This window comes from Pseudomonas sp. BLCC-B112 (assembly GCF_028550695.1).
Classification (GTDB): Bacteria; Pseudomonadota; Gammaproteobacteria; order Pseudomonadales; family Pseudomonadaceae; genus Aquipseudomonas; species Aquipseudomonas danubii.
The window spans coordinates 592,878-611,627 of the sequence record NZ_JAQQGK010000001.1 but is presented as its reverse complement, the minus strand read 5'-3'; the positions used below and the strand labels follow the sequence as shown (position 1 = coordinate 611,627).

At 62.6% G+C, this 18,750-nt stretch carries 20 protein-coding genes; 11 read left to right on the top strand and 9 right to left on the bottom strand.

Annotated elements, in window-relative coordinates; translation table 11 throughout:
* Positions 1-35: 35 nt before the first annotated feature.
* Both PQT43_RS02850 and dinG read right to left on the bottom strand, forming a co-directional pair.
* Positions 36-2,435 (bottom strand): beta-galactosidase, encoded by a 2,400-nt coding sequence (locus PQT43_RS02850; protein WP_272753479.1) that lies wholly within the window; start codon positions 2,433-2,435, stop codon positions 36-38.
* 93 nt (positions 2,436-2,528) lie between these two features.
* Entirely contained in the window at positions 2,529-4,673 is a 2,145-nt protein-coding gene (dinG, locus tag PQT43_RS02845) for an ATP-dependent DNA helicase DinG (protein ID WP_102878618.1), read from the bottom strand.
* A 99-nt stretch (positions 4,674-4,772) separates the two neighbouring features.
* On the opposite strand from dinG, the gene PQT43_RS02840 reads away from it, so the two are divergent.
* On the top strand, positions 4,773-5,237 hold the full coding sequence (locus PQT43_RS02840) for a CopD family protein (protein WP_253083845.1): 465 nt from the start codon (positions 4,773-4,775) through the stop codon (positions 5,235-5,237).
* A gap of 56 nt (positions 5,238-5,293) precedes the next feature.
* Here the strand turns inward: PQT43_RS02840 and PQT43_RS02835 are convergent, their stop codons facing one another.
* From PQT43_RS02835 to PQT43_RS02820, 4 genes are all read right to left on the bottom strand, one after another.
* Positions 5,294-6,052, bottom strand: coding sequence for a collagen-like protein (locus PQT43_RS02835; RefSeq protein ID WP_253083844.1), 759 nt, complete (start codon positions 6,050-6,052; stop codon positions 5,294-5,296).
* Positions 6,045-6,326, bottom strand: a complete 282-nt coding sequence (locus tag PQT43_RS02830) for a DUF1145 domain-containing protein (RefSeq protein WP_102878616.1) — start codon at positions 6,324-6,326, stop codon at positions 6,045-6,047. The genes PQT43_RS02835 and PQT43_RS02830 overlap by 8 nt, the downstream gene beginning before the upstream one ends.
* A 139-nt stretch (positions 6,327-6,465) precedes the next feature.
* The gene (locus PQT43_RS02825) at positions 6,466-7,194 is read right to left on the bottom strand and encodes an OmpA family protein (RefSeq protein WP_267270022.1); all 729 of its coding nucleotides are present in this window, start codon (positions 7,192-7,194) and stop codon (positions 6,466-6,468) included.
* 89 nt (positions 7,195-7,283) lie between these two features.
* Positions 7,284-7,976 carry an OmpA family protein gene (locus PQT43_RS02820; protein WP_272753478.1) on the bottom strand — a complete coding sequence of 231 codons (693 nt, stop codon included), beginning with the start codon at positions 7,974-7,976 and terminating at the stop codon, positions 7,284-7,286.
* A gap of 190 nt (positions 7,977-8,166) precedes the next feature.
* On the opposite strand from PQT43_RS02820, the gene PQT43_RS02815 reads away from it, so the two are divergent.
* The 4 genes from PQT43_RS02815 (at position 8,167) to PQT43_RS02800 (ending at position 9,901) form a co-directional block, all read left to right on the top strand.
* Complete coding sequence (locus PQT43_RS02815) at positions 8,167-8,664, top strand: DUF6231 family protein (RefSeq protein ID WP_102861456.1); 498 nt, start codon at positions 8,167-8,169, stop codon at positions 8,662-8,664.
* A gap of 4 nt (positions 8,665-8,668) precedes the next feature.
* Entirely contained in the window at positions 8,669-9,145 is a 477-nt protein-coding gene (locus PQT43_RS02810) for a YchJ family protein (RefSeq protein ID WP_102861455.1), read from the top strand.
* A gap of 63 nt (positions 9,146-9,208) precedes the next feature.
* Positions 9,209-9,694 carry an LEA type 2 family protein gene (locus tag PQT43_RS02805; RefSeq protein ID WP_267269485.1) on the top strand — a complete coding sequence of 162 codons (486 nt, stop codon included), beginning with the start codon at positions 9,209-9,211 and terminating at the stop codon, positions 9,692-9,694.
* 6 nt (positions 9,695-9,700) lie between these two features.
* Entirely contained in the window at positions 9,701-9,901 is a 201-nt protein-coding gene (locus PQT43_RS02800) for an SEC-C metal-binding domain-containing protein (RefSeq protein WP_007923047.1), read from the top strand.
* Positions 9,902-9,950: 49 nt separating this feature from the next.
* On the opposite strand, the gene PQT43_RS02795 is transcribed toward PQT43_RS02800, so the two are convergent.
* A complete protein-coding gene (locus tag PQT43_RS02795) occupies positions 9,951-10,499 on the bottom strand; it encodes a cysteine hydrolase family protein (RefSeq protein ID WP_102861453.1) in 549 nt (182 codons plus the stop codon).
* A 266-nt stretch (positions 10,500-10,765) separates the two neighbouring features.
* Between PQT43_RS02795 and PQT43_RS02790 the strand changes: the two genes are divergently transcribed.
* The 6 genes from PQT43_RS02790 to PQT43_RS02765 all read left to right on the top strand — a co-directional run bounded on the left by PQT43_RS02790 (position 10,766) and on the right by PQT43_RS02765 (position 17,736).
* Positions 10,766-13,207, top strand: a complete 2,442-nt coding sequence (locus tag PQT43_RS02790; RefSeq protein ID WP_267269484.1) for a penicillin acylase family protein — start codon at positions 10,766-10,768, stop codon at positions 13,205-13,207.
* Positions 13,208-13,541: 334 nt separating this feature from the next.
* Entirely contained in the window at positions 13,542-14,324 is a 783-nt protein-coding gene (locus PQT43_RS02785; protein ID WP_102878612.1) for a transporter substrate-binding domain-containing protein, read from the top strand.
* A gap of 56 nt (positions 14,325-14,380) precedes the next feature.
* Positions 14,381-15,109 carry an ABC transporter permease gene (locus PQT43_RS02780; RefSeq protein WP_102861450.1) on the top strand — a complete coding sequence of 243 codons (729 nt, stop codon included), beginning with the start codon at positions 14,381-14,383 and terminating at the stop codon, positions 15,107-15,109.
* Positions 15,106-15,816, top strand: a complete 711-nt coding sequence (locus tag PQT43_RS02775; protein ID WP_102861449.1) for an ABC transporter permease — start codon at positions 15,106-15,108, stop codon at positions 15,814-15,816. The genes PQT43_RS02780 and PQT43_RS02775 overlap by 4 nt, the downstream gene beginning before the upstream one ends.
* 23 nt (positions 15,817-15,839) lie before the next feature.
* On the top strand, positions 15,840-16,958 hold the full coding sequence (locus PQT43_RS02770; RefSeq protein ID WP_267269483.1) for a succinylglutamate desuccinylase/aspartoacylase family protein: 1,119 nt from the start codon (positions 15,840-15,842) through the stop codon (positions 16,956-16,958).
* Positions 16,959-16,971: 13 nt separating this feature from the next.
* Positions 16,972-17,736, top strand: a complete 765-nt coding sequence (locus PQT43_RS02765) for an ABC transporter ATP-binding protein (RefSeq protein WP_267269482.1) — start codon at positions 16,972-16,974, stop codon at positions 17,734-17,736.
* A 69-nt stretch (positions 17,737-17,805) separates the two neighbouring features.
* On the opposite strand, the gene PQT43_RS02760 is transcribed toward PQT43_RS02765, so the two are convergent.
* Both PQT43_RS02760 and dcd read right to left on the bottom strand, forming a co-directional pair.
* Complete coding sequence (locus PQT43_RS02760) at positions 17,806-18,018, bottom strand: hypothetical protein (protein WP_102861446.1); 213 nt, start codon at positions 18,016-18,018, stop codon at positions 17,806-17,808.
* Positions 18,019-18,123: 105 nt separating this feature from the next.
* Complete coding sequence (dcd, locus tag PQT43_RS02755; RefSeq protein ID WP_016965530.1) at positions 18,124-18,690, bottom strand: dCTP deaminase; 567 nt, start codon at positions 18,688-18,690, stop codon at positions 18,124-18,126.
* Between the last annotated feature and the right edge of the window lie 60 nt (positions 18,691-18,750).

Genomic DNA, 18,750 nt, shown 5'->3' with positions numbered 1-18,750 from the left:
GGAGCTCTGCGCAGCGCGGCAGAGCCCCGGATCGATCAATGACCGTTAGCGGAATGGCCGCCAGCGTGCTCACCCGCGCCCTTGCCTTCGTGGCCCTTGCCCGCTCCCTCGCTGCCATGCTCGGCGGCTTCAGCCTGCTGCGCCTGAACCCGGGCCTTCTGTGTTTCCTTGGCCAGTTGTTCAATCGCCTGCAGGTTGCTCTTGCGCACATTGTCGACAAACCCCTGGAAGGGCACATCGGTAATGCCCACCAGGCCAAAATGGCCATTTTCACCGTCCAGCAGACGTCCGGTTACCGGTTGGTCGAGATACTGGAACCAATGCACACCGACAATCGATGGCTCACTCACGGCCTGTTTGAGGAAGTTGGCGTAGGCCGGTCCACGATCTTCCTCCCGAGCCAGCTCGGTCACCCCGCCCCAGAACGGGCCACGATCCCGGGAGCCGAAATTGAACTCGGTCACCAGCACCGGCTTGTCCAGGCTGCGCAGGTACGCAAAGTCCTGACCGTCCTGAGGCTTGAGGGTGTACATGTTGAAGCTCAGCACATCGCAGTACTGGGCACAGGCCGCCACCGCCTCGGGATTGCTGACGGCAAAGCGACCGCCCAGCAGCAGATGGTTGGGGGCATGCCACTTCAGCGAGTCGGCGATGGTCTTGAAATAGGTCTCGGCAAAGACTTTCTGGAAATACTTGAAGTCAGCCTCGATCTCCGGGTGTTCGGGACTTGGCTGTGGCGGCACGAAACCCGGGTCTTCCATCAACTCCCAGGCCGGCAGATCGATGCCCCAGGCTTTCGACAGGCCCGCCTGGTTACGATATTTGTCCCGCAGTTGCTTGAGGAAGGCCCGTTTGGCCGGCACATCGGTGGTCAGACGCAGGGTGCCGTAGGCCAGGGCATAGCGGGCTTGCGGATCATCACCGGGACCGGCCCAGGCCAGCTCGTTGTCGGCAAAATAACCAATCAGCCAGGGATCATCCCGATGGTCGCGGGCGGCGATGGCCACGGCGCGCTCGGTGGCCATGGCAAAGCGCGGATCGAAGGGGTCCGGCATGCCGCCCCACCAATCACTGCCCGTGCTGATGCTGGCGTAATCACCCACGATCGACAGCGGCAAGGTGTAGGGCACCCGGTCGGCCGCCCCCAGCGCCGGGGCGCTCCAATTACCGATGGTGTTGAACCCCCAGGCCTGCAAGCGGTCCAGGGTGTGGCTGACCCAGCGTCGCTCATCGAAGGTCGGTGTCGCGCATGGGGCTGCGGCGGCTTCAGGCGCCGCTGGCTTGGGCTCGGTACTGGAGGCTTCGGCCGGAGCTTCGCTGGCCATTGCACAGGGGGAGCTGTAGGTACGTTGCAGGTTGGCCCGATAGAAGTCGTACCAGCGGCCGGCGTTGTAACCACGTCCCCGGTCGGCGCCGTTGCCGCCACGGTTGTCGCCCTCACCGTAATGGCTCGCCAGGGGCTCGCCGTCCTTGGGCAAGGCGCTGAACATCCACTCACGCCCGGCGACATAGGTCTGGCTGTTATCCGGGGCCACGGTGTTGACGCCCAGGGAGTAGAACGGGTGACCTTGCGGAGTCACCAGGAACCAGCGCCCGTCACGCTTTTCCGTGCGAAAGAAACCGCTGGCCTTGAAGCTCGGGCCCTTGTCCCAGCCGCCAAACTTGTCCAGGGAAGTCTTCTCGCGCTCGCCAAGCCACGCCTTGAGTTGCTGCTGTTCCTTGGCATCGGCCGCCTCGAGCTGATCGTCGCTGGTAATCTTTTCCGGCCAGCGGGACCGGGTCGACTGGCCGTAGCCATCCACCAGGGAACCGTAGACCGCCTTGATCACGCCCTCGCCGTCCTGCACACCAAAGCGCTCGAGGAGGATACTCTGAGCGGCCTTGGGGCTATCCAGGGACAAGGTCACCGACACCACCTGGCTGCGGTCCAATTGTCCCTCGCTGCTGGCCAGCAGGATGCGCTGGCCGTCCACGGTCATCGGCATCGGCGGCGCGGCCTTCATGCCCTGGCTCAGGGGAGTGTTGGCCACCAATGGCACCAGCAGGGTCTGCGCCGGCCCCGCGGGCAGATCGACGCGGCTGACCAGGGTCTTGCCGTCGTTGCTTTGAATGGTCACATAGAGGGTCAGGGCCCAGTTCATGGCGCTCTGGATGCGCAGGCTCATCATCCCCGACTGCGACCAGTCCCAAGCGCCGCTCTGGGGCGTCAGGGTCAGGCTGGGCCGACTGGTCGGGTTGAAGATGATGCGCCGCAGCACTTCGCCTTCGGCCGTTTGCTCCGCGTTGGACTGCGGCAGGCTGGCATCTTGTGTCGCCACCTGCACCACAGCGGCAGGCCGGACAAAGTTGAACAGCGTCTGTTGTCCGGTCGGGGCCGCCCACACAGGCGCGGTAAACAACAGGGCAAATACAGCGGGCAACGAACGGCGAATCATATGAACCTGGCTCTCCCTAAAGACCGATGAACGGCCGGTGCTGAAGCGGTGATATGAAATAGACAGCAAGGCGCGCAAAGGTGCGCGCCTTGCTTATGATATTTCTCGGCGAAATGGCGGCAAGGCATTGAGGATAGCCTTGCCATAGCGCTGGGTGACCAGGCGGCGGTCCAGCAGGGTGATGGTGCCGCGGTCCTGCTCGGTACGCAGCAGACGGCCGCAGGCCTGAACCAGCTTGAGAGAAGCATCCGGCACCGAGATTTCCATGAATGGATTGCCACCCCGGGCCTCGATCCATTCCGCCAGCGCCGCTTCCACCGGATCATCCGGTACCGAGAACGGGATCTTGGCGATCACCACGTGCTCACAGTAGGCACCGGGCAAGTCCACCCCTTCGGCAAAGCTCGCCAGGCCGAACAGCACGCTGGAATCGCCACCGTCGACCCGGGCCTTGTGCTTGTTGAGGGTTTCCTGCTTGGACAGGTTGCCCTGGATGAACACCTGCTTGCGCCAATCCCGATCCAGACCGTCGAACACGTCCTGCATCTGCTTGCGCGAAGAGAACAGCACCAGCGTGCCCCGGGAGCCTTCCACCAGTTCCGGCAGGTCGCGGATGATCGCCGCCGTATGCGCCGGCGCATCCCGCGGATCGGCACGCAGGTCAGGCACTCGCAACACCCCGGCATCAGCGTGATGGAACGGGCTGGGTACCACCGCAGTCACGGCTTTCTTCGGCAGCCCGGCACGCATGCGGAAGCGGTCGAAGGTGCCCAGGGCGGTCAGGGTCGCCGACGTCACCAGGGCGCCGTAGGCCACGTTCCACAAATTGCGTCGGAGCATCTCCGCCGCGAGGATCGGGCTGGCGTTGACCTCGATGTCGAACAGCGAGCCGCTCTCGGCCAGGGTCAGCCAACGGGCCATGGGCGGATTGTCTTCCGGGTCCTCGATGGTGAACGCGGTCCACAGTTCCCAGTTGCCCGACGCCCGCGCCAGCAGGCTACCGAACAGCGGATACCACTCTTCGGCCTGGTTGCTGGCGATGCCGATATTGACCTCGCCATCCATGCCTTCCTTGAGCAGCTCAGTGAGGCGGGTGAACAGATCGGTGAGACGGGAGAAGCCCTTCTTCAACTCGATGCCCATCTCGCGCATGTGGTCGGGAATCAGCCCGCCGACGAAGCGATGGCGTGGCCGTTCGCGGCCTTCCATGTCTTCGCCGGTCTTGAAGTCGGCGATCTGCTCGCAGGCGCTGAACATGAATTGCTGCTGGGTCTTGATCTCCCGCGCCAGCTCCGGCACTTGCTCGATCAAGCGCCCCAGATCCCCCGGCAGCGGGTGCTGGGCCAGCAACTTGGTGAGGTTCTTGGCGGTCTGCTCCAGCCAGTCGGCGGTGGAGCGCAGCCGGGTGTAATGGGCAAAGTGGCCGATGGCCTTGTCCGGCAAGTGGTGGCCTTCGTCGAACACATAGAGGGTGTCGCGCGGGTCCGGCAGCACCGCGCCGCCGCCCAGGGCCAGGTCGGCCAGGACCATGTCATGGTTGGTGACAATCACGTCCACCTTGCCCATGCCTTCCCGAGCCTTGTAGAAGGCGCACTGGCCGAAGTTCGGGCAGTGTCGATTGGTGCACTGGCTGTGGTCGGTGGTCAGGCGCGCCCAATCGGCGTCTTCAAGGGCGGTGGGCCAGCTGTCGCGGTCACCGTCCCATTTATTGCCGGCGAGCTTCTCGATCATGCTGGTGAACAGCTTCTGGCTGGCTTCATCCACTTCGATCTTGAAGCCTTCTTCCTCGAACAGCTGGGCCGTGGCGGTCTGCGCGTGGCCTTCCTGAAGCAGCATGTCGAGCTTGGACAGGCACATGTAGCGCCCGCGGCCCTTGGCCAGGGAGAAGCTGAAGTTCAGCCCGCTGTTGCGCATCAGGTCCGGCAGGTCCTTGTAGACGATCTGTTCCTGCAGGGCGACGGTGGCGGTGGCAATCACCAGGCGCTTGCCGGCGGCCTTGGCCGTGGGAATGGCCGCCAGACTGTAGGCCACGGTCTTGCCAGTACCGGTGCCGGCTTCCACCGCGACGACCGCCGGGTCGCCACTGCGCCGCCCCTCGTCGTCGGTGTCGATATCACCCAGGACCTTGGCCACTTCGGCAATCATCAGGCGCTGGCCGTAACGCGGCTTGAGGCTCTTGGCTTCGAGAAAACGCGAGTAGGCGCCCTGGATCGTGGTTTTGAGTTCGTTGCTGATCATGGTTTTTCGGGCGCACAAAACGCTGGATAAATTTTCAGTGGTTCGAATCGACCGCTATCATACCCCGCTAATTCATGTCGCGCAGAACGGAGTACCCGAATGACCGCTTTCGCCCTTGCCTACACCTTGCATGTACTGGCCGCCCTGGTCTGGGTCGGCGGCATGTTTTTCGCCTGGATGGTCCTGCGCCCGGCAGCCGTGGCGGCCCTTGAGGGGCCGGCGCGACTGCAGCTCTGGGTGCAAGTGTTTCCGCGTTTTTTCGTCTGGGTCTGGGTCGCCGTGGTGCTGTTGCCGATCAGCGGTATCGGCCTGCTGCATTTGCGCTTCAGCGGCTTTGAAACCGCACCGAAGTATGTGCAGATCATGATGGGGCTGTATCTGGTGATGACCGCCCTGTTCATCCGCATCCAGTCCCTGCAACTGCCGGAGCTGCGCAAGGCCGTCGCGGCGCAGGACTGGCCGGTCGGCGCCGCGGCGCTGGGCAAGATCCGCCGGCTGGTGGGCAGCAACCTGATCATCGGCCTGGTACTGGTGGCCCTGGCAGCGGCCCGGCCAAGCTTCTGAAAGCAACCGCCCGCTACAGGAGCGGGCGGCTGGAACAATCCATCTTTCGAAGTTGACTACAAGCGCTGGACCGTCAGTGACCCCGCCTCGCCCACAGGGCCCGGCTGCCCCTGAGCACCGGGACGCCCGCTTTTGCCGCCGTCGGTTCGGTAAACCAGGCAGCCCTTGGACTTGCCCCCGGCGCCCGGTTTGCCGCCAGCACCGGCCAGGCCGCCGGCGCCACCATCGACCATGACCTTGATCTGCTCGCTGGGGTAATCACGGGGCAACTCCAGCCGGACCACGGCGCCCGAAGCCCCCGGCCGGCCGTCACCGCCGTTGTCACCGTCGGCACCGCGCCCGGCCTGCCCCCAGGTGCAACCCGGCTCCTGACCATTGGCGCCATCAAGGCCGACGTAACCGGGAGCCCCCTTGCCACCGCGGGCGTCCACGAACAATTGCTCGGCCTTCAAGGACTCGATTCGCAGGTTCAGATTGCGCCCCGGCTTGGCCACCTTCTCATAGGTGCCCGGTGCACCACGGGAGCTGATCTGGCTGCCGCTCTCCAACTGCGCATGGCGGACAATCAGTTGCAGGCTTTGCCCGGTAGGCACGATGGCGATCCGCGCGTCACGTCCCAGATGCAGGTCGTCGACCTTGAGTTCGGTGACATTGGCCGGAATCAGCAAGGTGCCGTAGTCCGCCACGTCCAGACGCTCCAGCTGCAGGGTGCTGGCGGTATTGGGCAGGCGCATGAAGGAGTTGGTTTCAACCTGGACCACCTGGGCCACGGCCAGAGGACTGCAGAACAGGGCCAGCAGGCAAAGCTTACGCATGGTCGGTCTCGGCAACAGGAGCAGCAGCGGGAAGGGTTTGCAGGTGGAAGATCCCCACCAGCAGGATGTGTAAACGATCACGCCAGGGATGTGGACGCTCCTTGAGGCTGCCATTGAACAGCAGCAGTTCCAGCAAATGGGTCAAAAGCAACAGGCTACCCGCCAGGTTGACCAGCAGGTGCAACGGATTGATCAATGGATTGACCAGATTGATCAACACCACCAGCCAAAAGACCAAGGTCAGAAACTTCCCCGCCCCCCATAAGACCTTCATAGGCTCCCCTTGTGAATTATTCTTTGCGCGCACAGTAACGACTTACCCCGGGGATACGCCAGAGGTCGATGAAAATTCTCCCCGAAGCGTCTGTTTAGCGGCCCGATCGGCGAGGATCGCCGACCCGGACCGCCTCGTTTCAACGTTGGAGATGCAGTTCCACGCGACGATTCGTTGCTCGCCCCTGCTCACTGTCGTTATCCGCTACCGGCTGACTTTCTCCCAGGCCCTGGCTGCTGATTTTTTCCGACGCCACGCCCTGGCCAACAAGAAAGGCGACGACACTGCTAGCGCGGCGCTCCGAGAGCTTCTGGTTATAGGCATCGGAACCCTGGCTGTCGGTATGCCCGAGCACCTTGATGCTGACCACATCGGCATTGGCCAGCTTGGCCATCAGCCCCTGCAGCTGGTTGCGCGCCTCGGCGGTCAACTCCGCGGAGTCGAAGGCGAACAGCACATTGCCCTGGTCACTCAGGGTGATCACTTCCGCAGGCGCTGCTACCTCAGGCTCCGGCGCCTTGACCACTGCCGGATACTCGGGCATCGGGCAACCGCGATTATCCACCGCCGTGTTGGAAGGCGTGTCCGGGCAACGATCGCGACGATCGAATACCCCATCGCCATCCTCGTCGCCATCCTGGGCGTAACAGATCAGGCCTCCACCGATCAGCCCCAGGGCCGCGCCTCCAGCCGCCCAACTACCACTCTCGATCGCTCCCAAGCCACCGCCGGCCAGCCCGCCGAGCAGACTACATAGGGGCCAGGTGCGTTGGTTGAGGGGAGCAGTGCCATCACTGTGGGTTGCGCAACCTGTCAGTAGGCCGCCGAGCAACAGGACCGGGAAAACGGCCCGAGGAAGAAGGTTCATCATGAATGCTCCTGTGTCACCGGCAAGACCGGTCACACAGGAGTAAAGACTGCCATCGACGGCTGCACAAGCCGCGCAGGCAAAGGGTTTCAGCGGTTGATCTGGATCTCCGTACGACGGTTCATCGCCCGGCCCGCGGCCGTCTTGTTGTCCGCCACCGGCTTGCTTTCACCGGCTCCGGTCACTGACACGAAACTGTTGCGGGGAATGCCGTTGCTGATCAGATAGTCCACGACCGAGTGGGCACGCTTGTCCGAGAGTTTCTGGTTGTAGGCATCGCTGCCGACGCTGTCGGTGTGGCCGGTCACGCGCAGCTGTGCAGTCGGCGCTTCCTGTTTCAGGCGGCTCACGATGGTGTTGAGCTTGGTCTTGTCGGCGTCGGTCAACTTGGCCGAGTCGAAATGGAAGTAGACATCGCGGATGACGATGGTTTCCTCCTTGACCACCACGACTTCTTCCACAACCGGTGGTGGCGGCGGTGGGCAACCGTTGGCATCGACCTGTACACCTTTGGGGGTATGCGGGCACTTGTCGCGGCTGTCCGGCACGCCATCGCCGTCTTCGTCGCCATCGCCTTTTACCCAGCAGTAGGCACCTGCCAGACCACCGACCAACAGTGCGCCACCACCCGCCCACGAGGCGCTTTCGGTGGCGCCCAACGCCGCGCCCGTGACGCCGCCGACTGCGGCACAGGTTGGCCAGTCGGTTTTCTGCAAACCTGCACAACCAGTCAACACACTGGTTAACAGAACCAAGGGTACTGCCGTCCGAATGATGCTCATCTGATTTCTCCTGAGGGATCGGCTCGAGGCCGATTCACGGAGTAAAGACTGCACATTTCATCTGCGCCAGCACCGGGCTATCAGTGATTTCGCCCCGTAAATACGGGAGGTTCGCCGATTTAGTGGCGAACCGCTCTAGGCCCGAGGGTGCCAGCACGCTAGTCTTGGGCGTTCTGATCGAGGAGCTACAATGAGCGCCGGAATTTCTACCCGTACCCCCCAGCAGGCTCTGGCGGCCTTGCTGGACCGTTACGCCCCCCAACAGCTGCTGCTGATCGGCGCCAGCGACTTCCCCGCCCTGGCCGCATTCAAGGAGGCTCATCCCGCTACCGAGGTGGCTCAGGCGGCCCCCGGCCCCTTACCTGCGGAGCTGGCTGCACGGCGTTTCGACCTGGCCCTGGCGGTGGATTGCCTGGAGCACCTGCCCAAGCGTGATGGCCTGAACCTGCTTGGGGGCATTCGCAACCTCAATGCCAGCCGGATTGCCGTGCTGGCCGACCTGAGTGCCTGCGGCTGGCAGGAGACCGACTTTTTCTCCCTGGCGCTGCAGGCCAGTGAACGCTTCCAGCGGGACGAACAGGTGCTGACCCTGTTTACCTATGATCTGCTTGAATACAAACAAGTGCCCGACTGGCTCAACGCTCGCTTCTGGGCGAACCCGGAAAACTTTGGAAAGTATTGGTGGTAACACAATGAGCGCCTCGATTTGTCCTTGTGGCAGCGGCAACCTGCTGGACGCCTGCTGCGGCCACTACCACGCCGGTCATCCCGCCCCTTGCGCCGAAGCCCTGATGCGTTCGCGCTACAGCGCCTACGTGCTGGGGCAAGTGGACTACCTGCTGGCCACCACACTGCCCGTACAACAGGCAGGCCTGGATCGCCAATCCATCAGTGACTGGAGCGCACAAAGCACCTGGCTGGGGCTGGAGGTAGAAAGCTCGGAGGTCTTCGGCGGTCAGCCCGAACATGCCTTCGTCACCTTCACTGCGCGCTGGCATGACAACCAGGGCGAACACAGCCATCGCGAACGCTCGTCCTTCGTGCAGAATCATGGACGCTGGTATTTCATCGACCCCACCGTGCCCCTGAATGCCGGACGCAACGACGCCTGCCCCTGTGGTAGCGGGCAAAAATTCAAGAAGTGCTGCGCCGGCTATTTCACACGCTGAGCCTTTGCAGGCCAGGCACCCCATGCCCAGGACGGGTACAGGGGGTTCAAAGGGAGTCTTGCAATGATCGGTGAACTGCGCGCACTACGGGCCGTCTGCCTGTTCGGACTATTGAGCCTGTCGGGATGCGCGTCCTGGTTCACCGATGAGGACCTGGCCCCTACGGTCCACCTGGTCAAGGTCGAAGTGGTCAAGGCCAACCTGCTTGAGCAGCGCTTCACCCTGCACCTGCGGGTCGACAATCCCAATGACAGCGACCTGACCGTGCGCCGCTTGACCTACCGGGTCTACCTGGAGCGTTTTCTGCTCAGCGAGGGCGAGCATGAACACTGGTTCACCGTCACGCCCCACAGCAGCCGCTACTTCAAGGTGCCGGTGCGCACCAATCTCTGGCCGCAGATCCGGGATGTGGTGAAACTGTTGCGCAAGCCCGAACGGCCGATCCCCTATCGCCTCGAAGGGGAGCTGGAAATCGGATTATTCATCGGCCAGGACGTGCACCTGAAGCGCAATGGCGTGATAATTCCCGGCGATTTTATCCCGGAGTAACCCGCAATGACCCAGCAACCTCATGTCCATGGCCCGGACTGCAACCACGACCATGACCACCACGATCATGACCATGGCCATGTTCACGGTCCGCACTGCAACCACGCCCACCAGGAACCCGTGCGCAACGCGCTGAAAGACGTTGGCCGCAACGATCCTTGCCCATGCGGCAGCAGCAAGAAGTTCAAGAAGTGCCACGGCGCTTGATCTGATTGCGCAAGAGGCCTGTCCGCGCCACGTCGTCGTCCGGCCTCTCCTAAAAAAGCTGCGCCAGGTTCAACACCGTGGCGTACTCGCCGTGCAGGTTGGCCAGCGACATGTCATGCACCTCCTCGGCAGAACGGGCTCGACCGGCAAAGTCGCGCTTGTCGAAGGTGAAGCAGGCGTCGGCCACCACCCATACCGCAAAGCCCAAATTACCGGCGGTTCTTGCCGTCGACTCCACCGAATTGTTGGTGGCCACACCGACTATCACCAACTGCCCGATCCCCTGCTGGCGCAGATCCGCCTCCAGCGAGGTGCCACAAAAGGCATCCGGCACCTGTTTCTGAATCAGTCCCTCCCCCGTTTGCGGACGAAAACGTGGCTGAAACTCCACGCCGGACTGCCCGGGCCAGAACACCGAATCCGTCGAGCGCGACAGATGCTGCACATGGATCACCGGCCAACCCCGGGAGCGCCAGTGGGCCAGCAACTCGAGCATCCGCTCCTCTGCCTCGGGATTGTTTCGTGGACCGAGCCGGGGATGCAGGATGCCTTGCTGTTGATCGATGATTAGCAGCGCCGTGTCGGCCGGAATGGGCATGCAACATTCTCCGTTGGAGCGTCATTGAATTTTGCCAACTTCAACATCACCTGCTGTGACAGGCAAGCCACTCATTGCACACCGCACGACCTAATGCAGACGCTTGCTGTCGTGCCATCGTCGAGCATGAAACGACAGATGACGGCGCTCCGGCGCTGGCTATTTGTGGCGCGGTCAAGAAATACCTCCAGCCCCCGCTTGCGCGGCACTCGCCTGCTCACTAACGTAGCGCCTTTATCGACGCTACCCCCCGCAGGAGCTTTGCCATGGCCTCGCCAGCCCTCTCACATTTTCTTCCCCGGTTCGGCGTTGCCGCGGCAGTGGCCGGTGCTCTCAGCCTGGCCGGTTGCCAGTCCTGGAACACTCAAAACAGCCTGCCACCCACCTCCGGCGTACAGCCCCTCAAGGGCCTGGCGCAGAATGTTTCGGTTAGGCGTAGCGTCGTCGGTGTACCGCTGATCGAAAGCAACAGCTTCCACGACGCGCTGTTCACCCTGGGCTATGTGCACGCCAGCGATCGTATCGAGCAGATGGTCACCCTGCGCCTGCTGGCCCAGGGCCGCTTGGCGGAGATGTCCGGCGCCGAGGTGCTGGAAGTCGACCGCCTGATGCGCGCGGTGAATCTGAAGAAAAGCGCCGACGAGCTGTACAAGGCCTCATCACCACGGATCAAGCGTTTCTTCGAGGTCTACGCTCGAGGCGTCAACGCCTACCTGTTCCGCTACCGCGACAAGCTGCCGCCAGACCTGGCCGCCCGCGGCTACATCCCTGAATACTGGAAGGCCGAGGATTCGGCACTGATTTTCTGCCTGCTGAATTTCGGCCAGTCCGCCAATCTGCTGGAAGAGATCAATAGCCTGGTACTGGCACAAAAGGTCGGCAGCGACAAATTGCCCTGGCTGACCCCGAGCTACCCCGATGAACCGCTGCCCACGGCCGAGGCCGACAAGCTCAAGGGGCTGGCCTTGCATGTGCCGGGCTTGAGTGAACTCAGCCTGGCCGCCAAGCAGATGTCGACCCTTAACTCACTGGGTGTCACCGCCGGCAGCAACCTGGCCGTCGCCCCGCAGCGCGCTCGCAGCGGTCGCAGCCTGCTGGCCAGCGACAGCCAGATCGGCGCCTGGTACTACGTACAGATCCGCGCGCCGAAATATCAGGCGGCCGGGGCCTCGATCGCTGGTCTACCGGCCATTCTGCAAGGCTTCAACGGCAAGCTGGCCTGGAGCATGAGCTCGGCGATGGGCGACAACCAGGACCTGTTCCTGGAAAAACTCAAACGCCAGGGCAACGCTCTGTACTACCAGAACAACGGAAAATGGCAGCCGGTCATCGTTCGCAACGAGACCTACTTCATCAAAGGACAGCGGCCAATTCGCGAAGCGGTGTACGAAACCCGCCACGGTCCACTGCTCAACAGCACCCTGGGGATCAACGCCAACAATGCCCTGGCCAGTGGCTACGGCCTGGCGCTGCAAATGCCGGAGCTCAAGGACGACAGGAGCCTGGATGCGTTCTTCGATCTGTCGCGGGCCCAGAATGTGGAGAAGGCCTCCGACGCCAGCCGCGAGATCCGCGCCATTGCCCTGAATATGGTCTATGCCGATGCCAGCAACATCGGCTGGCAGGTCACCGGGCGCTTCCCCAACCGCCGCGAGGGCGAAGGCCTGCTGCCCTCTCCCGGCTGGGACGGACGCTATGACTGGGATGGCTACGCCGACCCGATGCTCCACCCTTATGACCAGGACCCGGCGCAAGGCTGGATCGCCACCGCCAATCAGCGGGTCATCCCCCGCGGTTACGGCATGCAGCTGTCCAACTCCTGGGACGCTCCGGAGCGGGCCGAGCGCATCGGCCAATGGCTGTCTGGCGGCAAGCAGGACAACCGCAGCCTGATTGCCCTGCAGTACGACCAGACCACCCTGTTCGCCGCCAAGTTGAAGAAGATGTTCGAGGCGCCGGGCATGGCCCTGCCGCTGAAAAACGCCATCGACGCCCTGCCCGATGCAGACCGCGCCAAGGCCCGTGAAGCCTACAGCCGGCTGATGGCGTTCGACGGCAAGCTCAGCGCCGGCTCCGCCGACGCCGCGCTCTACGAACTGTTCCTCCAGGAAAGCGCCAAGCAGACCTTCCTCAAACAGCTCGGTCCGGAGCCCGGCGTTGCCTGGCAGGCGTTCGTTGCCAATGCGGGCCTGTCCTATCCGGCCCAGGCCGACCATCTTCTGAGCCGGGAAGACAGCCCGTTCTGGGGCGACTCGCGCAACGGGCAAAAAGAGGACAAGCCGACCATTCTCGCCCGCAGCCTGGCGGCGGCCGTCAGTTCGGGCGAGCAACTGCTGGGCACGGACCGCAAGGCCTGGCAGTGGGGCAAGTTGCACAGCTACCGCTGGACCCACAACAGCGGCCAGGCGATACGCGGCCCCTTGCAGGCCGGTGGCGACCAGAACACCGTCAACAGCGCCGGCTATCGCTGGGGACAGGACTTTGCCATCACCACGACCCCGGCCCTGCGTTTCGTCGTCGACTTCGCGCTGAACGAGCCGCTGATGGGCCTCAACAGCAGTGGCCAATCCAGCAACCCGGTGAGCCCGAACTACGCCAACGGCATCGACGGCTGGCTCAAGGCCCAGTACCTGAGCTTCCCGATGCAACCGCAGAACTTTGAACGCAGCTACGGCAAGACCCGCCTGACCCTGGTCCCGGGCAAGTAACCTCCCCCCGGCCGAACCCGCTGGCGCATCCTGCGCCAGCGGTGTCGCCCCATAACGATCACTAGCTCTCCAGACGCCAGCGCCCAAACCAGCAGACATCCGCTCTGCAGCGCCTCGTAGTCCGCTCCCCAGCATCGCCGCCCCCTCTTGGCGCCGCGCCGCCCACACGCCTCCTTTCAGTGCACAACAGGCCTTGCCCAGGTGTTGCCAACTGCTTTTAAAACACTTGTTCGGGGCTCTGGTTCGGAAATTGCTACTTTCAATAAGTCTTATGCGTTCCAGTAACAGTACTCATGCGCCACAAGCGCTCATATTGGTTCTTAGGGATTGAATAATGAAAAAAGCATTGCTGACCCTTTCCGCACTGGCTCTCTGCATGGCCGCCGGCTCCGCGCTGGCCAAGGAATACAAGGAACTGCGCTTCGGCGTCGATCCGTCCTATGCCCCCTTCGAGTCCAAGGCCGCCGACGGTAGCCTGGTGGGCTTCGACATCGACCTGGGCAACGCCATCTGTGCCGAGCTGAAGGTCAAGTGCAAATGGGTCGAAAGTGACTTCGACGGCATGATTCCCGGGCTGAAAGCCAATAAATTCGACGGTGTGATCTCGTCCATGACCGTCACTGCGGCCCGGGAAAAAGTCATCGACTTCTCCAACGAGCTGTTCTCCGGTCCCACCTCGTTCGTGTTCAAGAAAGGTTCGGGCTTGAGCGCAGACACCGCCTCGCTCAAGGGCAAGACCGTGGGCTATGAGCAGGGCACCATTCAGGAAGCCTATGCCAAGGCCGTACTGGACAAGGCAGGAGTCAAGACCCAGGCCTATCAGAACCAGGATCAGGTCTATGCCGACCTGACTTCAGGGCGCCTGGATGCCTCGATCCAGGACATGCTGCAAGCCGAACTGGGCTTCCTCAAATCGCCGCAGGGCGCGGGCTACGAAGTCAGCAAGCCGGTGGATGACCCACTGCTGCCGTCCAAGACCGCCATCGGTATCTCAAAAGGTAACAAAGAGCTGAAAGCGCTCCTGGATAAAGGTATCAAAGCGTTACACGATGATGGCACCTACGCCACCATCCAGAAAAAACACTTCGGTGACCTGAACCTCTACAGCGGTAAATAACCTGCCGGCGCCCATCCTCGATGGGCGCCTTTTTTATCGCCACGGGTCATTGATCAATGCTCGAAGAACTTCTAAAAAACCTGGGGCTTTCCGCCTTCAGCCTGAAGGGTTTCGGCCCTCTGCTGCTGGAAGGTACCTGGATGACCATCAAGTTGTCGGTGTTGTCGCTGCTGGTCAGCGTCTTGCTCGGCCTGCTCGGCGCCAGTGCCAAACTCTCCAGCGTTGCCTTGCTGCGGGTCCCCGCCCAGCTCTATACCACCCTGATCCGCGGGGTGCCGGACCTGGTACTGATGCTGCTGATTTTCTACAGCCTGCAAACCTGGCTGACCTCCTTCACCGACTTCATGGAGTGGGAATACATCGAGATCAATCCTTTCAGCGCCGGGGTGATCACCCTGGGTTTCATCTATGGCGCCTATTTCACCGAAACCTTCCGCGGGGCGATCCTCGCCGTTCCCCGGGGCCAGGTAGAAGCGGCCACCGCCTATGGCCTCAAGCGCGGCCAGCGCTTTCGCTTCGTGGTCTTCCCGCAGATGATGCGCTTCGCCCTGCCGGGCATCAGCAACAACTGGATGGTGATGCTCAAGGCCACGGCCCTGGTGTCGATCATCGGCCTGGCCGATCTGGTCAAGGCCGCCCAGGATGCCGGCAAGAGCACCTATCAGCTGTTCTACTTCCTGGTCCTGGCGGCACTGATCTACCTGTTGATCACCAGCGCCTCCAACTTCGTCCTGCGCAAGCTTGAACGGCGCTATGCCGCCGGCGCCCGGGAGGCCGTGCGATGATCGAACTCCTGCAGGAATACTGGCGTCCCTTCCTTTACAGCGACGGTTACCACATGACCGGGCTGGCCATGACCATGTGGCTGCTCACGGCCTCGATCTGCATTGGCTTTTTGGTGTCGATCCCGCTGTCCATCGCCCGGGTCTCGCCCAAGCGCTACATCCGCTGGCCGGTGCAGTTCTACACCTACCTGTTTCGCGGTACACCGCTCTATATCCAGCTGCTGATCTGCTACACCGGGATCTACAGCATCGCCGCGATCCGCGCGCAACCGCTGCTGGATGCGTTCTTTCGCGACGCGATGAACTGCACCATCCTCGCGTTTGCCCTGAATACCTGCGCCTACACCACGGAAATTTTCGCCGGGGCGATCCGCAGCATGGCCCACGGCGAAGTGGAGGCAGCCAAGGCCTATGGTTTGAGCGGCTGGAAGCTGTATGCGTACGTGATCATGCCTTCGGCCCTGCGCCGCTCGCTGCCCTACTACAGCAACGAAGTGATCCTGATGTTGCACTCCACCACGGTGGCCTTTACCGCGACCATTCCCGACATCCTGAAAATCGCCCGGGACGCCAACTCGGCGACCTTCCTGACGTTTCAGTCGTTCGGTATCGCCGCCATCATCTACCTGTGCGTGACCTTCACCCTGGTGGGCCTGTTCCGTCTCGCTGAACGCCGCTGGCTGGCCTTCCTCGGGCCGACCCACTAGGACTTGCTGCCGGGAAATCATCAATGCGCCACGAGATCCACGACCTGCTCGCTCCGCTGCCGGGCACCGCGCGCCAGGTCCACAGTTTTCATTTCGGCCCCGCCCAGGCCCAAGGCAAGGTCTACATCCAGTCCTCCCTGCATGCCGACGAATTGCCCGGCATGCTGGTGGCCTGGCACCTCAAACAGCGCCTGACGGAGCTGGAAGCCGCCGGTCGCCTGTTGCATGAAATAGTCCTGGTGCCGGTGGCCAATCCGGTGGGCCTGGAACAGGTGTTGATGGACGTTCCACTGGGGCGCTACCAGCTGGAAAGCGGCCAGAACTTCAATCGCGGCTTCGTCGACCTCAGTGAAGAGGTCGGCAACGCCATCGAAGGGCTGCTCACTCACGATCCGCAGCACAACCTCGACCTGATTCGCCGACACCTGAGCGATGCCCTGAGCCGTCAACGACCACAGACGCAATTGCAGTCCCTGCAACTGGCCCTGCAACGGCTGGCCTGCGATGCCGACATGGTGCTGGACCTGCACTGCGACTTCGAAGCCGTGGCGCACCTGTACACCACCCCCGAAGCCTGGCCCCAGGTAGAGCCATTGGCCCGCTACCTCGGCGCCGAAGCCTGCCTCCTGGCCACCGACTCCGCGGCCTGGTCGTTCGACGAGTGCTTCAGCCTGCTGTGGTGGCAACTGCAACAGCGCTTCGGCGAACACTTCGCCATTCCCACGGGCACCTTTGCGGTCACGGTCGAGCTGCGTGGTCAGGGCGACGTCAACCACGGCCTGGCCAGCCTCGACTGCCAGGCCATGCTGGACTACCTGACCCGCTTCGGCGCCATTGCCGGCCAGGTTCCGCCGCTGCCTGAGCTGCCCTTTCCGGCCACGCCGCTGGCGGCGGTCGAACCGGTAGCGACGCCTGTGGGCGGGCTGCTGGTGTTCGCTGCGCTACCGGGGGAATACCTGGAGGCCGGGCAGTTGGTGGCTGAAATCATCGACCCGATCCATGACCGGGTCACCCCTATCCATTGCAACAATGCCGGGCTCCTGTATGCCCGCTCGCTGCGGCGCATGGCCACCGCCGGCATGGTGATCGCCCATGTCGCCGGCCGCGAGGCCTATCGCAGCGGCTATCTACTTTCGCCTTGAGGATGCAAGCCCCATGTACAAACTGACCGTTGAAGGCCTGCATAAATGCTACGGCGATAATGAGGTGCTCAAAGGTGTGTCTCTGAAGGCCAAGACCGGTGACGTGATCAGCCTGATCGGCGCCAGTGGTTCGGGCAAAAGCACCTTTCTGCGTTGCATCAACTTTCTCGAAACCCCGGACGACGGCGCCATGAGCCTGGATGGCCAGCCGATCCGCATGGTCAGCGATCGCCACGGCATGCACGTGGCCGATCCTGCCGAACTGCAGCGGATTCGTACGCGCCTGGCGATGGTGTTCCAGCATTTCAACCTGTGGAGCCACATGACGGTGCTGGAAAACATCACCATGGCCCCGCGTCGGGTGCTGGGAGTCAGTAACAAGGACGCCGAAGAACGGGCCCGGCGCTATCTGGACAAGGTCGGCCTGCCGGCCCGCGTCGCTGGCCAGTACCCGGCCTTCCTCTCCGGCGGCCAGCAGCAGCGAGTGGCCATCGCCCGGGCATTGGCCATGGAGCCGGAAGTCATGTTGTTCGACGAACCCACGTCAGCCCTGGACCCGGAGCTGGTGGGCGAGGTGCTCAAGGTGATCCACGGCCTGGCCGAGGAAGGCCGGACCATGATCATGGTCACCCACGAGATGAGCTTCGCCCGCAAGGTGTCGAGCCAGGTGCTGTTTCTGCACAAGGGCTTGGTGGAAGAGGAAGGCACTCCTGAAGAGGTGCTAGGCAACCCGAAAAGCGAGCGCCTGCAGCAGTTTCTCAGTGGCAACCTGAAGTAGCGGCCGCGTAGAACGCCACCGTCCGCGCAAGATTGTCGCGGACGGGGCGACTGACGGTATCCAGTGAGTTCAAGCCACAGGCGCGGGCGGCGGCTCGTCCGGCAAAGTGGGCTCACCAGGTTCGGTAGGTTCTGGGGGTTGGGGAGAGTCAGGGTCGGGCTGACCGGGAATGCCGCCTGCCATGTTGACAGGCGGATGTGCCAGCAGGGTCCAGGCCAATACCCCAACCTGATTGGGTTCCAGCCTGGCCAAGGTGGCGCTGATTCGCGGATCTATCTTCATGGGGCACTCCTGAGCTGTGCCCGGTACGCCTTGCGCATACCGGAAATACACCCAATAGAGTGTGGGTGTGCTCAGGAATTCCCGCTATTTGTCAGACGGACGCAATCAGGTACGCGGCAGGGTCACGCCACGCTGGCCCTGGTATTTGCCGCCACGGTCCTTGTAGGAAACTTCGCACTCTTCATCCGACTCCAGGAACAGCATCTGCGCCACGCCTTCATTGGCGTAGATCTTGGCCGGCAAGGTGGTGGTGTTGGAGAACTCCAGGGTCACGTGGCCTTCCCACTCGGGTTCCAGCGGAGTCACGTTGACGATGATGCCGCAACGGGCATAGGTGCTCTTGCCCAGGCAGATGGTCAGCACGTTGCGCGGAATGCGGAAATACTCGACGGTACGGGCCAGGGCGAAGGAGTTTGGCGGGATGATGCAGACGTCGCTCTTGATGTCGACGAAGCTCTTTTCATCGAAGTTCTTCGGGTCGACGGTGGCCGAATTGATGTTGGTGAACACCTTGAATTCATCGGCGCAACGCACATCGTAGCCGTAGCTCGACACCCCGAAAGAGATCAGCCGATCCGGGCCTTCGCCACGCATCTGGCGCTCTACGAAGGGTTCGATCATGCCGTGCTCTTGCGCCATGCGGCGAATCCACTTGTCCGATTTGATGCTCATGGCGGGTGTCCTGAAATAACGAGGTGAAAAAAATCTGTCCGGCATCTTACCGGGGCGCGG